The sequence below is a fragment of the Citrobacter sp. Cpo037 genome (genome assembly GCF_030332945.1).
Taxonomy (GTDB): domain Bacteria; phylum Pseudomonadota; class Gammaproteobacteria; order Enterobacterales; family Enterobacteriaceae; genus Citrobacter; species Citrobacter portucalensis.
This window is the reverse complement of sequence record NZ_JAOWGW010000063.1, coordinates 98,425-113,932: the sequence shown is the minus strand read 5'-3', so window position 1 is coordinate 113,932 and position 15,508 is coordinate 98,425. Positions and strand designations below refer to the sequence as shown.

18 protein-coding genes and 1 pseudogene are annotated in these 15,508 nt (G+C 53.5%); 8 read left to right on the top strand and 11 right to left on the bottom strand.

The annotated features are described in order from the left end of the window. Nucleotides 1-90: 90 nt before the first annotated feature. Entirely contained in the window at nucleotides 91-1,335 is a 1,245-nt protein-coding gene (gene mtr, locus OGX94_RS13665) for a tryptophan permease (RefSeq protein ID WP_003828642.1), read from the top strand. A gap of 87 nt (nucleotides 1,336-1,422) precedes the next feature. On the opposite strand, the gene OGX94_RS13660 is transcribed toward mtr, so the two are convergent. From OGX94_RS13660 to ubiU, 3 genes are all read right to left on the bottom strand, one after another. Then, complete coding sequence (locus OGX94_RS13660) at nucleotides 1,423-2,430, bottom strand: luciferase-like monooxygenase (RefSeq protein ID WP_126956980.1); 1,008 nt, start codon at nucleotides 2,428-2,430, stop codon at nucleotides 1,423-1,425. Between the two features lie 178 nt (nucleotides 2,431-2,608). Further along, nucleotides 2,609-3,487, bottom strand: a complete 879-nt coding sequence (locus OGX94_RS13655; protein ID WP_412098584.1) for a U32 family peptidase — start codon at nucleotides 3,485-3,487, stop codon at nucleotides 2,609-2,611. Between the two features lie 8 nt (nucleotides 3,488-3,495). Continuing rightward, nucleotides 3,496-4,491: a ubiquinone anaerobic biosynthesis protein UbiU gene (ubiU, locus tag OGX94_RS13650; protein WP_003024971.1), complete on the bottom strand. Its 996-nt coding sequence runs from the start codon at nucleotides 4,489-4,491 to the stop codon at nucleotides 3,496-3,498. A 220-nt stretch (nucleotides 4,492-4,711) separates the two neighbouring features. On the opposite strand from ubiU, the gene ubiT reads away from it, so the two are divergent. Together ubiT and OGX94_RS13640 are read left to right on the top strand one after the other, a co-directional pair. Beyond that, the gene (gene ubiT, locus OGX94_RS13645) at nucleotides 4,712-5,236 is read left to right on the top strand and encodes a ubiquinone anaerobic biosynthesis accessory factor UbiT (protein ID WP_003828637.1); all 525 of its coding nucleotides are present in this window, start codon (nucleotides 4,712-4,714) and stop codon (nucleotides 5,234-5,236) included. Then, entirely contained in the window at nucleotides 5,230-5,733 is a 504-nt protein-coding gene (locus OGX94_RS13640; protein WP_003024966.1) for a GNAT family N-acetyltransferase, read from the top strand. Before ubiT ends, OGX94_RS13640 begins: the two co-directional genes overlap by 7 nt. Here the strand turns inward: OGX94_RS13640 and OGX94_RS13635 are convergent. Beyond that, nucleotides 5,720-6,019 (bottom strand): GIY-YIG nuclease family protein, encoded by a 300-nt coding sequence (locus tag OGX94_RS13635; RefSeq protein ID WP_003828636.1) that lies wholly within the window; start codon nucleotides 6,017-6,019, stop codon nucleotides 5,720-5,722. The genes OGX94_RS13640 and OGX94_RS13635 overlap by 14 nt on opposite strands. Before the next feature lie 52 nt (nucleotides 6,020-6,071). Here OGX94_RS13635 and OGX94_RS13630 point away from each other — a divergent pair, with 52 nt between their 5' ends. Continuing rightward, the gene (locus tag OGX94_RS13630; RefSeq protein WP_003828634.1) at nucleotides 6,072-6,500 is read left to right on the top strand and encodes a YhbP family protein; all 429 of its coding nucleotides are present in this window, start codon (nucleotides 6,072-6,074) and stop codon (nucleotides 6,498-6,500) included. Between the two features lie 37 nt (nucleotides 6,501-6,537). Next, entirely contained in the window at nucleotides 6,538-7,173 is a 636-nt protein-coding gene (locus OGX94_RS13625) for an NAD(P)H-binding protein (RefSeq protein WP_003828632.1), read from the top strand. Between the two features lie 83 nt (nucleotides 7,174-7,256). On the opposite strand, the gene dolP is transcribed toward OGX94_RS13625, so the two are convergent. Genes dolP through OGX94_RS13605 form a run of 4 tightly spaced genes read right to left on the bottom strand, consistent with a single transcriptional unit; the run spans nucleotide 7,257 to nucleotide 10,871 of the window. After that, complete coding sequence (dolP, locus tag OGX94_RS13620; protein ID WP_003024954.1) at nucleotides 7,257-7,832, bottom strand: division/outer membrane stress-associated lipid-binding lipoprotein; 576 nt, start codon at nucleotides 7,830-7,832, stop codon at nucleotides 7,257-7,259. Nucleotides 7,833-7,841: 9 nt separating this feature from the next. Further along, nucleotides 7,842-8,432 (bottom strand): DnaA initiator-associating protein DiaA, encoded by a 591-nt coding sequence (diaA, locus tag OGX94_RS13615; RefSeq protein WP_003024948.1) that lies wholly within the window; start codon nucleotides 8,430-8,432, stop codon nucleotides 7,842-7,844. Between the two features lie 34 nt (nucleotides 8,433-8,466). Beyond that, nucleotides 8,467-8,862, bottom strand: a complete 396-nt coding sequence (locus tag OGX94_RS13610; protein ID WP_003828625.1) for a YraN family protein — start codon at nucleotides 8,860-8,862, stop codon at nucleotides 8,467-8,469. Then, complete coding sequence (locus OGX94_RS13605) at nucleotides 8,820-10,871, bottom strand: penicillin-binding protein activator (protein WP_197385473.1); 2,052 nt, start codon at nucleotides 10,869-10,871, stop codon at nucleotides 8,820-8,822. The genes OGX94_RS13610 and OGX94_RS13605 overlap by 43 nt, the downstream gene beginning before the upstream one ends. 63 nt (nucleotides 10,872-10,934) lie before the next feature. Between OGX94_RS13605 and rsmI the strand changes: the two genes are divergently transcribed. From rsmI to OGX94_RS13590, 3 genes and pseudogenes are all read left to right on the top strand, one after another. Then, nucleotides 10,935-11,798, top strand: a complete 864-nt coding sequence (gene rsmI / locus OGX94_RS13600) for a 16S rRNA (cytidine(1402)-2'-O)-methyltransferase (protein WP_003024942.1) — start codon at nucleotides 10,935-10,937, stop codon at nucleotides 11,796-11,798. Between the two features lie 2 nt (nucleotides 11,799-11,800). Then, nucleotides 11,801-11,914: pseudogene (locus tag OGX94_RS24970) on the top strand (Fic family protein); the annotation flags it as partial. 52 nt (nucleotides 11,915-11,966) lie between these two features. Then, the gene (locus OGX94_RS13590; protein WP_249420745.1) at nucleotides 11,967-12,158 is read left to right on the top strand and encodes a winged helix-turn-helix transcriptional regulator; all 192 of its coding nucleotides are present in this window, start codon (nucleotides 11,967-11,969) and stop codon (nucleotides 12,156-12,158) included. Nucleotide 12,159: 1 nt separating this feature from the next. On the opposite strand, the gene OGX94_RS13585 is transcribed toward OGX94_RS13590, so the two are convergent. The 3 genes from OGX94_RS13585 to OGX94_RS13575 all read right to left on the bottom strand — a co-directional run bounded on the left by OGX94_RS13585 (nucleotide 12,160) and on the right by OGX94_RS13575 (nucleotide 15,506). Then, nucleotides 12,160-12,933, bottom strand: a complete 774-nt coding sequence (locus OGX94_RS13585) for a DeoR/GlpR family DNA-binding transcription regulator (protein WP_003828620.1) — start codon at nucleotides 12,931-12,933, stop codon at nucleotides 12,160-12,162. A 111-nt stretch (nucleotides 12,934-13,044) separates the two neighbouring features. Further along, nucleotides 13,045-14,088, bottom strand: a complete 1,044-nt coding sequence (gatD, locus tag OGX94_RS13580; protein WP_003828619.1) for a galactitol-1-phosphate 5-dehydrogenase — start codon at nucleotides 14,086-14,088, stop codon at nucleotides 13,045-13,047. A gap of 44 nt (nucleotides 14,089-14,132) precedes the next feature. Continuing rightward, nucleotides 14,133-15,506, bottom strand: a complete 1,374-nt coding sequence (locus tag OGX94_RS13575; RefSeq protein WP_003828618.1) for a galactitol-specific PTS transporter subunit IIC — start codon at nucleotides 15,504-15,506, stop codon at nucleotides 14,133-14,135. Nucleotides 15,507-15,508 lie beyond the last annotated feature (2 nt).

The window sequence follows — 15,508 nt, the reverse complement described above, 5'->3', positions numbered from 1 at the left end:
GGCTTTTTTTATTTCAATTGTACTCGTGTACTGGTACAGTGCAGCACATTGAGATGTAGTCACAAGATAAATGACTGGAGAGATGGCTAAATGGCAACACTAACCACCACCCAAACGTCACCTTCGCTGCTCGGCGGCGTGGTGATCATCGGCGGCACCATTATTGGCGCGGGGATGTTTTCTCTGCCAGTGGTCATGTCCGGGGCGTGGTTCTTCTGGTCAATGGCGGCGCTGATCTTTACCTGGTTCTGCATGCTGCACTCCGGGCTGATGATCCTTGAAGCTAACCTCAATTACCGCATTGGCTCCAGTTTTGACACCATCACGAAAGATCTGCTGGGCAAAGGCTGGAACGTGGTGAACGGCATCTCGATTGCTTTCGTTCTCTATATTCTGACCTACGCGTATATCTCGGCGAGTGGATCAATCCTGCACCACACCTTCTCGGAGATGTCGTTGAACGTTCCTGCACGTGCGGCAGGTCTTGGTTTTGCGCTGCTGGTGGCGTTTGTGGTGTGGTTAAGCACCAAAGCGGTGAGCCGCATGACGGCGATTGTGCTGGGTGCGAAGGTAATTACCTTTTTCCTGACTTTCGGCAGTTTATTAGGGCACGTTCAGCCCACAACGTTGTTTAACGTGGCGGAAAGCAACGCTTCGTATACGCCGTACCTGCTGATGACGCTGCCGTTCTGTCTGGCCTCATTCGGCTATCACGGCAACGTCCCGAGCCTGATGAAGTACTACGGCAAAGATCCGAAGACCATCGTTAAGTGTCTGGTTTACGGCACGCTGCTGGCGCTGGTGCTGTATACCGTGTGGTTACTGGGGACGATGGGTAATATCCCGCGTCCGGAATTTATTGGTATTGCACAGCAAGGCGGTAACATTGATGTGCTGGTACAGGCGCTGAGCGGTGTGTTAAATAGCCGCAGTCTGGATCTGCTGCTGGTGGTGTTCTCCAACTTTGCGGTGGCGAGTTCATTCCTCGGTGTTACGCTCGGTCTGTTTGACTATCTGGCGGATCTGTTTGGCTTTGATGACTCGGCAATGGGACGTTTCAAAACGGCATTGCTGACGTTTGTCCCGCCAATTATCGGTGGCTTGCTATGGCCGAACGGTTTCCTGTACGCCATTGGCTATGCAGGACTCGCGGCAACCATCTGGGCCGCCATTGTTCCGGCGCTGCTGGCCCGTAAATCTCGCGAGCGTTTCGGTAGCCCGAAATTCCGTGTCTGGGGCGGTAAGCCGATGATTGCGCTGATCCTGGTATTCGGTATCGGCAACGCGGTTATCCATATTCTGTCGAGCGTTAATTTGTTACCGGTTTATCAGTAAAACCGTTGCCCGGTGGTGCTACGCTTACCGGGCCTACATCACCGTGTAGGCCGGATAAGGCGTAGCCGCCATCCGGCACAAATAGTACTATCCCAATAATTCCTGCTTCACATCCATCGCCAAATCAAACGAATGTAGACGTGCCTGATGATCAAAAATCTGGCCGTTAACCATAATCTCATCAGCCTGGGTTTCACGCAAAATGGCGTCGAGACCATGTCGCACTTTTGCCTTATCACCGACCAGCGACATGCTCAGCGCCTGTTGTACGCCGTACTGCTCAGAAGCGGACCACAGCTGATGCATATTCTCTACCGGCGGCGGTAGCTGGCCGGTTTCGCCACGACGCAGCTTCACAAATGCCTGCTGCATGGAGGTGAAAAGAAACTCGGCGTCGCGATTGCTGTCGGCGGCTATGATGTTGATGCACACCATCGCATACGGTTTTTCCAGCCGCACTGAGGGCTTGAATTGGCTGCGATACAGATGCAATGCCTGGTGCAGCATATCCGGAGCAAAGTGCGAGGCGAAGGCAAACGGCAGACCAAGCTGGGCCGCCAGTTGTGCGCTGTACAGGCTGGAGCCTAATAACCAGACGGGGATCTGCTCGCCGTAGCCGGGAACCGGGCGTACATGGGGATTAGGATCGCGGGCGTCGAACCAGTCCACCAGTTCAGCGACATCGCGTGGGAAGTTATCGATATCACCGCTCATATGGCGGCGCAGTGCGCGCATGGTTGGCTGATCGCTGCCCGGTGCGCGACCAAGCCCGAGATCGATTCGTCCCGGATACAGCGTATTCAGGGTACCGAACTGCTCGGCGATCACCAGCGGCGAATGGTTAGGCAGCATCACGCCGCCAGACCCGAGATGCAGCGTGGTGGTATTAGCAGCCAGATAACCAATCAGCACTGAGGTAGCAGCGCTGGCGATGCCGGTCATGTTGTGATGTTCCGCCAGCCAATAGCGGTGGTAACCGCGTTTTTCGGCCAGTTGAGCGAGATCAAGCGAGTGTGTGAAGGCCTCTTTTGCCGAGGATCCTTCAGGGATCGGCGCCAGATCCAGCACCGAGAACGGAATAGTTTTGTCAGTCATAATGGCTCACTTTGTTACCGGTTAATCTTTTAATACTGCATTAAAGATTAGCGAATGTTGTTAACAAAGTGAGCTTTATACGGCGGGTACCGAATATAACATGCCCGATGGCGCTGCGCTTATCGGACCTACGGGATCGCTATTTGTAGGCCCGATAAGGCATTTATGCCGTATCCGGCTAGTCCTGCAGCTCCAGTCCAGCCAGTCGCTTCCAGTAGCCGTTACAGTCACTGTGGGCAGCAAGCGGTAATGGGGCACTGCCATTTTCATTGGCGCGGAAGGCGTCGAGCATGGCGAATGTTTCAGTGCCTGAAGGGGACAGACGCACAATATCAACCAACCCCTGCATCGATGTCAGTTCGTTGCCGAGGTTGTAAACATAGCCGCTCATGGTCTGGATCCCGTTGAGGACAAAGACCTGCTGATTCTCCTGCGACAGCACATTGCGCCCGTTCGGATATTTTATGCAGCAGGTTTCACACTCGTCTTTTGGACGGTCTTCAGAGCGTGCGGTAAAGCAGCGGGCAGAGTACGCCAGCGGCAGATGCCCGTAGCTCAGCACCTCAACTTCAAACTGATTGCGAATACCCAGCTCATCACACTGGTTGAGCAGGTTTGCCAGCCAGTCGCGGGAAAGCTCTACCGGCATACACCAGCGCACCATGCCTTGTTTGAGCAGCATACGCAGGGTAACTGCGTTGTAGCAGTTGAGCGCATGCCCGGCGACAAACGGCAGCTTACGCTCGGCGCACATGTTTACCACCCCGAGGTCGCTGGCTTCCAGCAGGAAGTCACCGTTTTCGACATAGCGCTTCAGCTCTCCCAGTTCAGAAGAGGCCTGCACCAGCGCCAGTGTTGACAGCACAACTTGTTTACCGCTGCCAGCGAGCGATTTCGCCATATCGAGCCAGTCGCCCACTTTGGTGGCGCGGCGTTTACTGCATACCGCTTCACCAAGATAGATAACGTCGGCCTGGCTTACGGCAGCCTGCTGATAAAAATCTTCCAGCGTTTCTTTCGGCCAGTACCACAGCACCGGCCCTAAGGAATATTTCATTGCTTCTCTCACTGCCATTTACGGTGATACGCGCCAAGCGTGGTCTGTGTGCCTTCGGACATTGAACCGAGCGTTTCCATCCACGCGGCCTGCGGGACGTAGTTTTGCGGGTCGGCCATACAGCGGTCGATCGCCTGACGCCACACTTTCGCCACCTGACTGACATAGGCCGGGCTGCGCTGACGTCCTTCGATTTTCACCGAGGCAATATTGGCTGCCAGCAGTTCCGGCAGCAGCTCAAGCGTGTTCAGGCTGGTGGGTTCTTCCAGCGCATGATAACGCTCGCCGTCAACCAGATAGCGACCTTTACATAGCGTCGGATAACCGGCGTTTTCTCCGTCCTGGTAGCGGTCGATCAGCACTTCATTAAGACGGGATTCCAGCCCTTGTTGGGTCTGTTGCCAGCGGACAAAACGGGCAGGCGAGCAGGCACCAACCGTGTTAGGAGACTCACCCGTCAGATAGGATGAAAGATAGCAACGGCCTTCCGCCATAATGCACAGGCTACCGAAGGCGAACACTTCCAGGGGAACTGGCGTGACGCGAGCAAGCTGTTTCACCTGATGAATAGACAGCACGCGCGGCAGTACCACACGGGCGACGTCAAAGTTGCGATGATAGAAATTAATTGCCTCTTCATTGGTTGCAGATGCCTGAACAGAGACATGGCGCTCAATATGCGGGTAGCGCTCTGCGGCATACTCAAGCATGGCGAGGTCGGCAAGGATCAGCGCATCTGCACCGAGTTGTGCTGCCATATCCACGGCACGTTGCCAGCGCGCGTAACCATCCGGGTGCGCAAAGGTGTTAATCGCAATGTGCAGCTTACGGCGGTGCTGATGGACAAAACTCACCGCTTCCTGCAATTTTTTCTCGGTAAAATTAAGGCCGGCGAAATGACGGGCGTTGGTATCATCTTTCAGCCCGATGTAGACAGCATCAGCGCCGTTCTCGATGGCCGCCTTAAGCGCCGGTAGGTTTCCGGCAGGGCAGAGCAGCTCCATAATTTATCCTGACCGTTGCGCCGTGATGGGCGCAGAAATGTTAACGAATGGGGATTTTAGTTAACCTTGCTGAGACAATTTTTGATTTGAGGCAGTTAAAGTCGTATTGGTGACACCAATAAAGAGGTAACAATTTCGCATCGAATTGTTGATTTATGCCGCTATGTCGTTTATTTGATATGGCAAAATAGCAGGACTATTGAAACAGGGAGTAAAGCTCGTGTTGGATAAACTGCGTTCACGCTTAGTACAATTTGGTCCTTCTCTGATGAGTGTACCAGTTAAACTGACGCCCTTTGCGCTGAAGCGCCAGGTTCTGGAGCAGGTCCTGAGCTGGCAGTTTAGTCAGGCGCTGGCCGATGGGGAGCTGGAGTTTCTCGAAGGTCGCTGGCTGAGCATTCATGTGCGTGACATTGACCTCAAATGGTATACCTCTGTTGAGAACGATAAACTTATCGTCAGCCAGAATGCAGATGCGGATGTGAGTTTTAGCGCCGATGCCAGCGATCTGCTGATGATCGTGGCCCGCAAGCAGGATCCGGATACGCTTTTCTTCCAGCGTCGTCTGGTGATTGAAGGTGATACAGAATTAGGGCTATACGTAAAAAATCTGATGGATGCCATCGAACTGGAGCAGATGCCTAAAGCGTTGCGCGTCATGCTGATGCAGTTGGCAGATTTTGTTGAGGCGGGGATGAAAACGTCGCCAGAAACCAAACAGACCTCGGTAGGTGAGCCATGCTGATTCGAGTTGAAATTCCCATTGATGCCCCAGGTATTGATGCGCTGCTGCGCCGTTCATTTGAGAGCGATGCGGAAGCGAAATTAGTGCACGACCTGCGTGAAGATGGTTTCTTAACGCTGGGTCTGGTTGCTACCGATGACGAAGGTCAGGTAGTGGGTTACGTCGCGTTCAGCCCAGTCGATGTTCAGGGTGAAGATCTGCAATGGGTCGGCATGGCGCCGCTCGCGGTGGATGAAAACTACCGGGGGCAGGGCCTGGCGCGTCAGCTGGTCTATGAAGGACTCGATTCACTGAACGAGTTTGGCTACGCAGCTGTGGTTACGCTGGGGGATCCGGCCCTGTACAGCCGCTTTGGCTTTGAGCTGGCGGCCCATCATGACCTGCGTTGCCGCTGGCCGGGCACCGAAAGCGCGTTCCAGGTTCATCGCCTGGCGGACGATGCGCTGGAAGGCGTGACGGGCCTTGTGGAATACCACGACCACTTCAATCGTTTTTAAGCTCCGGGGTTTGCAGGCTGCTCAGTAGCGCCTCAAGCCCTTCGCCTTCGACAAGGCGCTCTTTCTGCCGCTTGGTGAGCTGTTTGACGCGATACTCTATGCGCAGGGCCAGTGAACGGTCGCCAACCTGCGCCGCAAATGCCAACGTGAGTTCCCCCTTTCCGCGTAGCGCCTTCGCGCCTTTCCCACTTTGATGCTGCTTATAGCGGCGCTGCACATCGGTGGTTATTCCGGTGTATAAGGCGTTGTCCGCGGTACGGATCAGGTACAGATACCAGGGTGTCATTGTCACCATCGACGTGATAATTTTCAGGCCTACAGTATAAAAGAGAACAGAAATGGAAACACTGACTGCGGTGTCTCGCTGGCTGGCAAAACAGCACGTCGTGACCTGGTGCGTACACCATGAAGGTGAATTGTGGTGCGCCAATGCGTTTTACCTGTTTGATGCGCAGAAGATGGTGTTCTATGTGCTGACTGAAGAGAAAACGCGTCATGCGCAGATGTCCGGACCCCGCGCGCCGATTGCCGGTACAGTAAACGGTCAGCCTAAAACCGTCGCTCTGATTCGTGGCGTACAGTTTAAAGGGGAAATCCGGCGTCTTGAGGGGCAGGAGAGCGAAGACGCGCGTAAAGCCTACAACCGCCGTTTCCCCGTTGCCAGAATGCTGCCAGCGCCCGTATGGGAGATTCGACTGGATGAAGTCAAATTTACGGACAACACGCTGGGTTTCGGTAAAAAGATGCACTGGCTGCGTGATCTATAGTTAGAAGAGTGATTGAAGACCCTGGGGAAGATAAGCGATGAGTCAGGTGTTAATAACGGGAGCCACGGGGCTGGTGGGCGGACATTTGCTGCGTATGCTGCTCAATGAACCCCGGGTCAATGCCATCACGGCACCAACGCGTCGACCGCTGGCAGATACGGTTGGTATCTATAACCCCCATGATCCGCAGCTAACCGATGCTCTGGCGCAGGTCACCGATCCGGTCGATATTGTCTTTTGTTGTTTGGGGACTACCCGGCGTGAAGCGGGCAGCAAAGAGGCGTTTATCCATGCTGACTATACGCTGGTGGTAGATACGGCCCTGACGGGACGTAGGTTAGGCGCCCAGCATATGCTGGTAGTGAGTTCGATGGGCGCCAATGCGAATTCACCGTTTTTTTATAATCGGGTGAAAGGTGAAATGGAGCAGGCGCTGATCGCGCAGAATTGGCCACGGCTGACGATTGTCCGGCCTTCAATGCTCCTGGGTGATAGGGACAAGCAGCGGACGAATGAGATGTTTTTAGCGCCGTTGTTCAGGCTGCTGCCGGGTAACTGGAAGTCGATTGAAGCGCGCGATGTTGCTCGGGCAATGCTGGCAGAAGCGCTGGCGCCTGGGCATGAAGGGGTTTCGATCCTGACCTCTTCCGAGCTACGCGAAAGGGCTAAATAAAAAATGCCGGATGGCGCTGACGCTTATCCGGCCTACAAACGATTACGTTCTATAGGCCGGATAAGATGCCATCTACAGGCGTGTTACTTAATAAACGTAAAGGCTGTCGTGACGCGTTTCACGCCGCTTACCCGGCTGGCGATATCCGCCGCCGCCTTCGCTTCACGCTCGGTCACCAGACCTAACAGGAACACTTCCCCGTTCTCAGTCGTTACTTTCACGTTAGAGGATTTCACCTGATCGCTGGTCAGTAACTGGGAACGTACTTTGGTGGTTATCCAGGTATCGTTGGACGCATCGCCCAGACCAATTGGCTGGCCCTGACGGATCTCATTAAAGACCTCAGTCGTACCTTCTACGCCCATCGCAATCTGTTTTGCACGTGCAGACAGTTCGCTATTCGGCGACTGGCCGACCAGCAGCACTTTACCCTGATAAGCGCTCACGTTGATTCGCGCTTCTTTCTTGATTTGGGCATCTTTCGACAACGCCGTATTGACGCGTAATTCCAGGGTTCCGTCATCTACCTGAGTGCCGACGCTGCGAGGATCCGTCGCGGCTTTGGTGCCGACAGCAGCAGTTCCGACAACGGCAGCAGCGACACAGCCTTGCAGCAGCAGTGCAGCGATAATCACAGCAAGCGGCGAAAATGCCTTCATGTGTACTCCTTAATCATCCTGGTGAGGGAAAAGCGTGTTATCGATAAGATCGCAAAGGCAGTTGACCGTCAGCATGTGCATTTCCTGAACGCGGGCGCTGTGGTGTGAGGGAATACGGATTTCAACATCCTGTGGCCCCAGTAATCCGGCCAGTTCCCCTCCGTCATACCCGGTCAGCGCGACGATTGTCATGTCGCGTGTCACGGCGGCTTCAACGGCTTTTACGATATCGCGGCTATTACCACGCGTAGAGATTGCCAGCAGAACATCACCTGCATGTCCCAGCGCACGGACTTGTTTTGCATAAACTTCGTCGTGCAGGCGATCGTTGGCAATCGCAGTTAAGACCACATTATCAGTATTTAGTGCAATCGCAGGTAAACTTGGGCGTTCTGTTTCAAAACGATTGATCATGCTGGCAGCAAAATGCTGTGCGTTGGCAGCGGACGTCCCATTACCACAACAGAGAATTTTGTTGCCATTGAGCAGGGACTGAACCAGCGTCATGGCGGCACGGGAGATTGCATCCGGAAGTGCTTCAGCCGCAGCTATCTGAGTTTGAATGCTTTCTGTAAAGCAGACTTTAATTCTATCTAACACGCTAATCCTTAAGAACCAGGCTCTGAATCTTCAACTATGAGCGGTCGTTGAACGCGTCCTTAAACCACTCAACATCATTTCCGGTGAAGGCTAACACATCGAACCGGCAATCCACAGTATCAAAACTCCCATTGTGGCGCGCAAGCCACAAGCGGGCGGTCTGTAATAATTTGTGTTGTTTGCTCCGGGTCACACTCGCCGCCGCACCGCCGAACTGTGCTGAGCGTCGGTAGCGAACCTCAACAAATACGGTGGTGTTGCCTTCACGCATTATCAAGTCGATTTCGCCGCCACGTTCACGCACGTTGGCGGCGATAAAATGCAGTCCCTTGCTCAGCAGCCAGTCACGCGCGGTGGATTCCCACGCGTCACCGGTCTGTTTACTCGTTAACTGGCGGGGACGACTTGTCCTTGCTGGTATTTGAGCCATGATAACTTCCTGTTAATCACACAATCCTGCGTTGCGGTTAAGGCCCCGGTATTACCGTTAATTTCGAAACCCTGCACCTGACGCATTTGCGAGAAGTGGTTGGCAAGCGACCAGGCATCGACACCCATGGCATACATACGCGCCAGCGAGTAGTCGTTACGAACCGCGCCAAGCGCCTGCTGCATGAGAGGCGCGTTAGCGCCTGCCAGCATCGGAATTTCGCTGTACTGCAAGCCTTCCATCTCCAGACGGAAATCCGGGCCGGCAGTGCCCTGCGCACTACGAGAGCTGGCGTACAGTGTTGCTCCGCTCTGGCTGCCGTTGCGCATGGCGATCATCGGCTTAATAAATGCAATTTCTTCCGGCGTCGCCAGAATATACACGGCATCAACACGACCGCTACCGCCGGTGATTTGCGCATCGGTAGGTGCTGCCGGGATGGTCAGACCGCCAATCGTCACGCCGGGTTGGGCTGGCACAGAGGAGGCCACCGGGCTGCCTGTCAGGGAAATCCCTGAGCCGCCGTTGACGCCCATTTTAAGTTCAGCGGTGGAGCCGAACTTCTGCTGCAATACCACGCCGCCACCCAGTTTTTGCCATTCCTGTGCAAAGGCGTTGGCAACGCGATCGCCTAATGAACTCCGTGGAATCAACAACAGCGGCGTCTGTTTTCCCTGATCGCGGATGTGGCGTGCGGCGTCGCGCGCTTCATCTTCTGGCGACAGGGCGAAGTAGCAGACGTTCGGCAGATTTTTCACCGACTCCGGCTGGTTAAGCGCCAGGACGTTCAATGGCGTGTTGCTTTTCATCAGCTCTTCAACATTGTTCTTCAACAGCGGGCCAACCACGATGCTGGCGCCATCCTGCTGAACCTGAGTCAGGATCTGGTTCAGCGGCTGTGATGAAGTGTCGTAGATTTTCAGCTCAGCGGACGGATTCGCCGGTGCGCTGGCGGTTGTTGGCTGAGCGGGTGCTGCGGGCTGCACAGCAGGTGTTTCTGGCTGAGCCGGCGTCTCGTTGGTCAGATCGCTTACTGACGCCTGAGACGGGCTGGCAACGCCGTCAGTCGTTTGCGGCTGTTCCGTAGTAGTCGTAGCTGCTGGAACTGCGGCAGGTGCGACAGCAACAGGGGCTGCGACAGGTTGAGTGCCCATGTTTTTCGCAGCTTCAAAGCCTTGCTGAATAGTACGGCCAAATACAGCGGCCTGACCGTTCAGCGGCAGCAGCAGGGCGATTTTGCTGGTGGAGGCGGGCTTAAAGCTCTGCACGTTAACCAACTGTGTTGGTAACAGTTTTGCCCCTGGGTTTTGCGGATAACGTTTCTGCCAGTCCGCAATACCGGCTTTCATCATGTCCGGATCGTTACGGTTATCGAACCAGACGCGCTGAAGATCCAACCAGCCTTGCAGCACATTTTCATCAGCATTGATGACCAGCGCCTGCGCTTGCTCCTGGGTCATGGACGACAGCGCCTGCCAGGTGGCGTCCATATTTTTCTGCTTAGCATTCGCGGCCAGCAGCGGTTCCTGGGCGATCAGGGCGCGCAGCAGCGTCAGAGATGGACGACCCTGGTTGACGTCGATTTGCGCCTGCCAGTAGCGTGCCTGTTGGTTTTGATCGAAATCGGCGGGAGTTAACTTATCCAGCAGGGCCTGTGCGCCAGCGACATCTTTCTGCGCGAGCTTAATCTCGACGGCCAGCAGTGACTGCTCACGCTGCTGGGTATCGCTTAGCTTCTGCGGTAGCTGGTTAAACAGTTCGATTGCCTGCTGGCTCTTGCCTTCTTTCAGCAGTGCACGAATGGCGAGTAATTGCCAGTTGGTCTTGCTATCATCTGAGCTTTGCTGCATTTGTTGCAGATAAAAGCCGGAATCAGCCTGCGCAGTGCCCTGCATATGGGCTGCACTCTGGTCTGGCGCCTGGGTGCCACAGCCTGCGAAAATCAGTGCTGCCAGAATGACTGGTAGCGCGCGTGCGGCTTTCAAACGAGAAAATGTTGAGGGTACCATACTGTATCCAGTGATATTTTTTTACTCAATGCTCAATATTAAATCGGCAATACGGACGACACAATGAAACAACACGAATCGGCGGATAATTCTCAAGGCCAACTCTTTATTGTACCTACTCCTATAGGAAATTTGGCTGATATTACCCAACGAGCGCTCGAAGTTTTACAAGCCGTTGATTTGATTGCCGCTGAAGACACTCGTCATACAGGATTATTGTTACAACACTTCGCGATTAACGCGCGTCTGTTCGCGCTACATGACCACAACGAGCAGCAAAAGGCCGAAACGCTGGTCGCGAAGCTCAAAGAAGGACAAAACATTGCGCTGGTTTCCGATGCCGGAACGCCGCTGATTAACGATCCTGGCTACCATCTGGTGCGTACCTGTCGCGAAGCGGGGATCCGCGTTGTTCCTCTGCCTGGTCCTTGTGCGGCGATTGCTGCCCTGAGCGCTGCAGGCCTGCCTTCAGACCGTTTTTGCTATGAAGGATTTCTGCCTGCCAAATCGAAAGGGCGTCGTGATGCGATGAAAGCCATTGAGGCCGAGCCGCGTACGCTTATTTTTTATGAATCTACCCACCGCTTGCTGGATAGCCTGGAAGACATGGTTGCCGTGTGGGGCGAATCCCGTTACGTGGTGCTGGCGCGCGAGCTGACCAAAACCTGGGAAACTATTCACGGTGCACCGGTCGGTGAATTGCTGGCGTGGGTCAAGGAAGATGAAAACCGTCGTAAAGGTGAAATGGTGCTGATTGTCGAAGGGCATAAAGCGCAGGAAGACGACCTTCCTGCCGATGCGCTGCGTACGTTGGCCTTATTGCAGGCAGAACTGCCGCTGAAAAAGGCCGCCGCGCTGGCTGCTGAAATCCATGGCGTGAAAAAAAATGCGTTGTATAAGCACGCGCTGGAACAGCAGGGAGAGTAAAAGTGAGCACCTACCAACCGCCTTTCGTGGTCACTCCATTGATCCTCATCCAGGTCATTGAAATTGGTGAGTTGATGGGGCATTGGGCTGCGATGGCTGGTAGGGCATCTCCTCTTTATCTCTGCTTTGCAGGAGGGATTGGGAAAACCATCAGCCTTGTCGGAAGAAATGTCGGCTGATTTACTGGATATAGACAAACGCATTCTACAAATATTGTCGAATCAGCCGAGCAGATCCGCCAAAAGTATCGCTAATGAGTGTGAAATCTCAGCCCGGACCGTAGAACGCTATCTGAAAGCGTTGCAGCTAAAAGGTAAACTGCAACGCGTTGGCGCGACAAAAGGGGGATGTGGCGGGTAATTTAAACGACCAGCAGTTCAACGCCTGTTTTGGCCAGCGCTGATTTATCCTGTTTGCTGATACTGTCGTCGGTTATTACGCAGTTAATCTTTTCCATTGGCAGCACCTGATTAAAACCACGTCGATTAAATTTTGTCGCGTCCAGTACGGCAATGACCTTATGTGCTGCCGCCGCCATCACGCTACTAATCGAATAACCTTCGTTGAAGGTCGTAATACCGTTAGTAGCATCAATCCCGTCAGCGCCCACGAACATCAGGTCAGCGCTTATTCCTTGTAGGGAACGTTCAGCGATAGTGCCATGCATTGAATGCGTTTTGTGGCGCACAGTGCCGCCGCAGACGACCAGCGTAATGTCTTTGTTTTCCGATAACGTGAACGCGGCAGGCAGGCTATTGGTAATAACGGTGATATTACTTTTTCGGTTTAGCGCTTCAGCAATCAATAAAGTGGTGCTTCCGCTATCCAGAATTACGGTCATTCCTTCCTCAACCATTGCCGTTGCGGCCTGGGCAATCCGTTTTTTGGGATCACTGGCAAGCTGATACCGATCTTCTAATAACACTTCCTGATTGTCACCTTCAGCCAGATGGCTTCCTGGTTTTGCCGCACCGCCGTGAAAACGGGTGACCAGACCCTTCTCTTCTAATAACCGTAGGTCGGCGCGAATGGTTACTTCAGAAATACCAAAGGTATTCGAAAGGTCCATTACCAGTACGCTGCCTTGCGTGTTAATCAGGTCGACAATTTTATTCCTTCTCTCAAATGAGTTCATATTGATTTGCCTGATAATTTAATTATCACTAGTTTAATCGAAGGATTGCGAAAGGTGAACGCTAAATTTCGAAAGTAAATGTGAGCCAGCGCAGGTTGCTGGCTCATGGGTTCAGGATAGTTTGAGTAGAATTTTTCCTTGCATCGGCGCGCCGTGGAGTGACTTGACGGCGCTGGCAAAGCTTTCGGCATCGCCAGTGTGAGCAATTAACGGCTCAAGCTGTAGGCGTTTTTCCGTCAATAAACGGGCAGCGGTTTCCCACTCTTCTCCAGGCCATGGGCTGGAATAGTTCATCCAACTGCCAAGAATGGTTAATTCTTTACGTAATATTTGCCCAAAGACACCTGAAGCAAGCGTCAGATCGTGATGCAATGTGCCGACTAACGCTAGTTGAGCACGAGGGCCTGCAATCTCAATCGACAGCGTCACAGTTTGCGGGGTTCCCGCTGTTTCCAGCACGAGTTGGTCAAACTGAATATTTTCCAGGCCCGCGTGGATCTCAGCCGCACTCATCTCACGACTATTAAACACATGGGTTGCCCCCAGTTCTTTTGCTAATGCCAGCTTTTGCGGGTTGATATCAATCGCCGTGATACTTTTTGCACCGAGTTCACGGGCACATTGCATTGCCAGCAAACCGATAGTACCAGCACCAACGATAATCACATTTTTCCCTTCGCATCCCTGAGCCAGATGAAAAGCATGCAGACCGACGGTAATCGGTTCAATGAATGCGCCATCATCAATCGGCATATCTGAAGGCAGGCGGAACAGGTTGGCGCGTTTTACAACCACATATTCCGCGTTCCCGCCTTCGCTTCGTGAACCGACAAACTGATATTGTTTACATAACGAGAAGTATCCCCGCTCGCACTGAGGGCAATGAAAGCAGGGAAGCAGCGGTACGCAGGCCACGGCATCACCGGGTTGTAAGTCGGTTACGCTTGCGCCGTAGGACTCAACATAACCACTGAACTCATGCCCGAGCGTGATTGGATAATAGTGCGCACCATGATTGAAGATACGGGGAATGTCTGAGCCGCAAAGCCCTGAACTGACCACTTTGACCAATACATCTTCATCAGTTTGCAGTTGTGGTATGGGACGTTCTTCAACGCGTACGTCGCCCTCAGCGTGAATAACCACTGATTTCATAAGTGTCTCCAGAAATGTGAAGGGGAGCAAATGCTCCCCAGAAATTAAGATGCGGTCTGGCTTTCCGTTATGGCTGCCGCTTTTTCAGCCGCCACGAAATTACGTGCCCGACGCCAGGTCAGCAATACACCCAACAGGTATATAGCAGCGATGATGATGAAGCCCACCACGTTCTGCCAGGTGAAGAGCTGGATTAGCAGCCAGGTGATTGGGGAGCCGCCCTGATCCATTGAGGCCACCATGCCACCGGCTTTCAATGCGCCTGCATTAGCGGCAAGCTGGGTATGTAAACCAATAGTTTGTGTGGCTATCCACAGGGTGATACCCATAATGATGACGCCAGAGATCAGCGTGCGGAACAGGTTCCCCTGATGAACGGCTACCGCCATGGCGACAAAGAAACCAATGGTCGCGAGATCGCCGAATGGCAGAACCTGGTTTCCGGGTACCAGAACAGCAATCAGAATGGTCAGCGGGATAAAGATTAGACTGGCGGAAACCACCGACGTATGGCCGAGCAGTAGTGCAGGATCCAGACCGATTAAGAACTCCTGCCCGCCAAATTTTGCCTGCAGGCGTTTACGGGCATGTTTAGCAATAGGAGTCAGGCCATCCATAATCGGTTTAATGACACGCGGCATGAGCAACATAACGGCAGCCGTTTTCACCGCCAGTTGCAGCACAGCTTTAACGTCATATCCAGCCAGCATGCCGATCACTAATCCCATCACAAAACCGACGGTTACAGGTTCGCCGAAGGGTCCGAAGCGTTTTTGGACATCATCCGCGCTGAAATGAATGCGGTTCAGTCCGGGGATTTTTTCAATGATCGTATCAACCAGGACAGCTATCGGGCCCAGGTATGCCGAGGAACCGTGTGGAATGGCAATGCCTTCCAGGCCAAAAAAGTCGCGCGTGTCTTTGGCAAACCAGTCACCCAGTTTATAGACGAAGGCGGCATGAACAACCACGCCGAGAATGCCCAGCCAGTATGAGCCGGTCGCCAGATGCAACATGGCACCGGTAAACGTCATATGCCAGATATTCCAGATGTCGACGTTCACCACACGGGTCATGCGGGTAACCAGCATCAGGATATTCACCCCAATGGCGACTGGAATCGCAATTAACGCAATTTGCGAAGCCCAGGTCATTGGTGATGAGCCTGGCCAACCGACATCGATGACATGCAGGTTGATTTGAAATTGTTCTGCCATTGCTTTTGCGGCAGGGCCAATAGAGTCCAGCATCAGGCCGATCACCAGACCGATACCGACGAAGCCAATCCCGATATGCAAACCTGATTTAAAACAATCCCCGAGCTTCATTCCCAGCAATTTTGAGAAGATGATGATCACTAACGGCAGCATAACCGTTGGACCTAAGTCGAGGATATAACGCATTATTTCGCTAAACATGG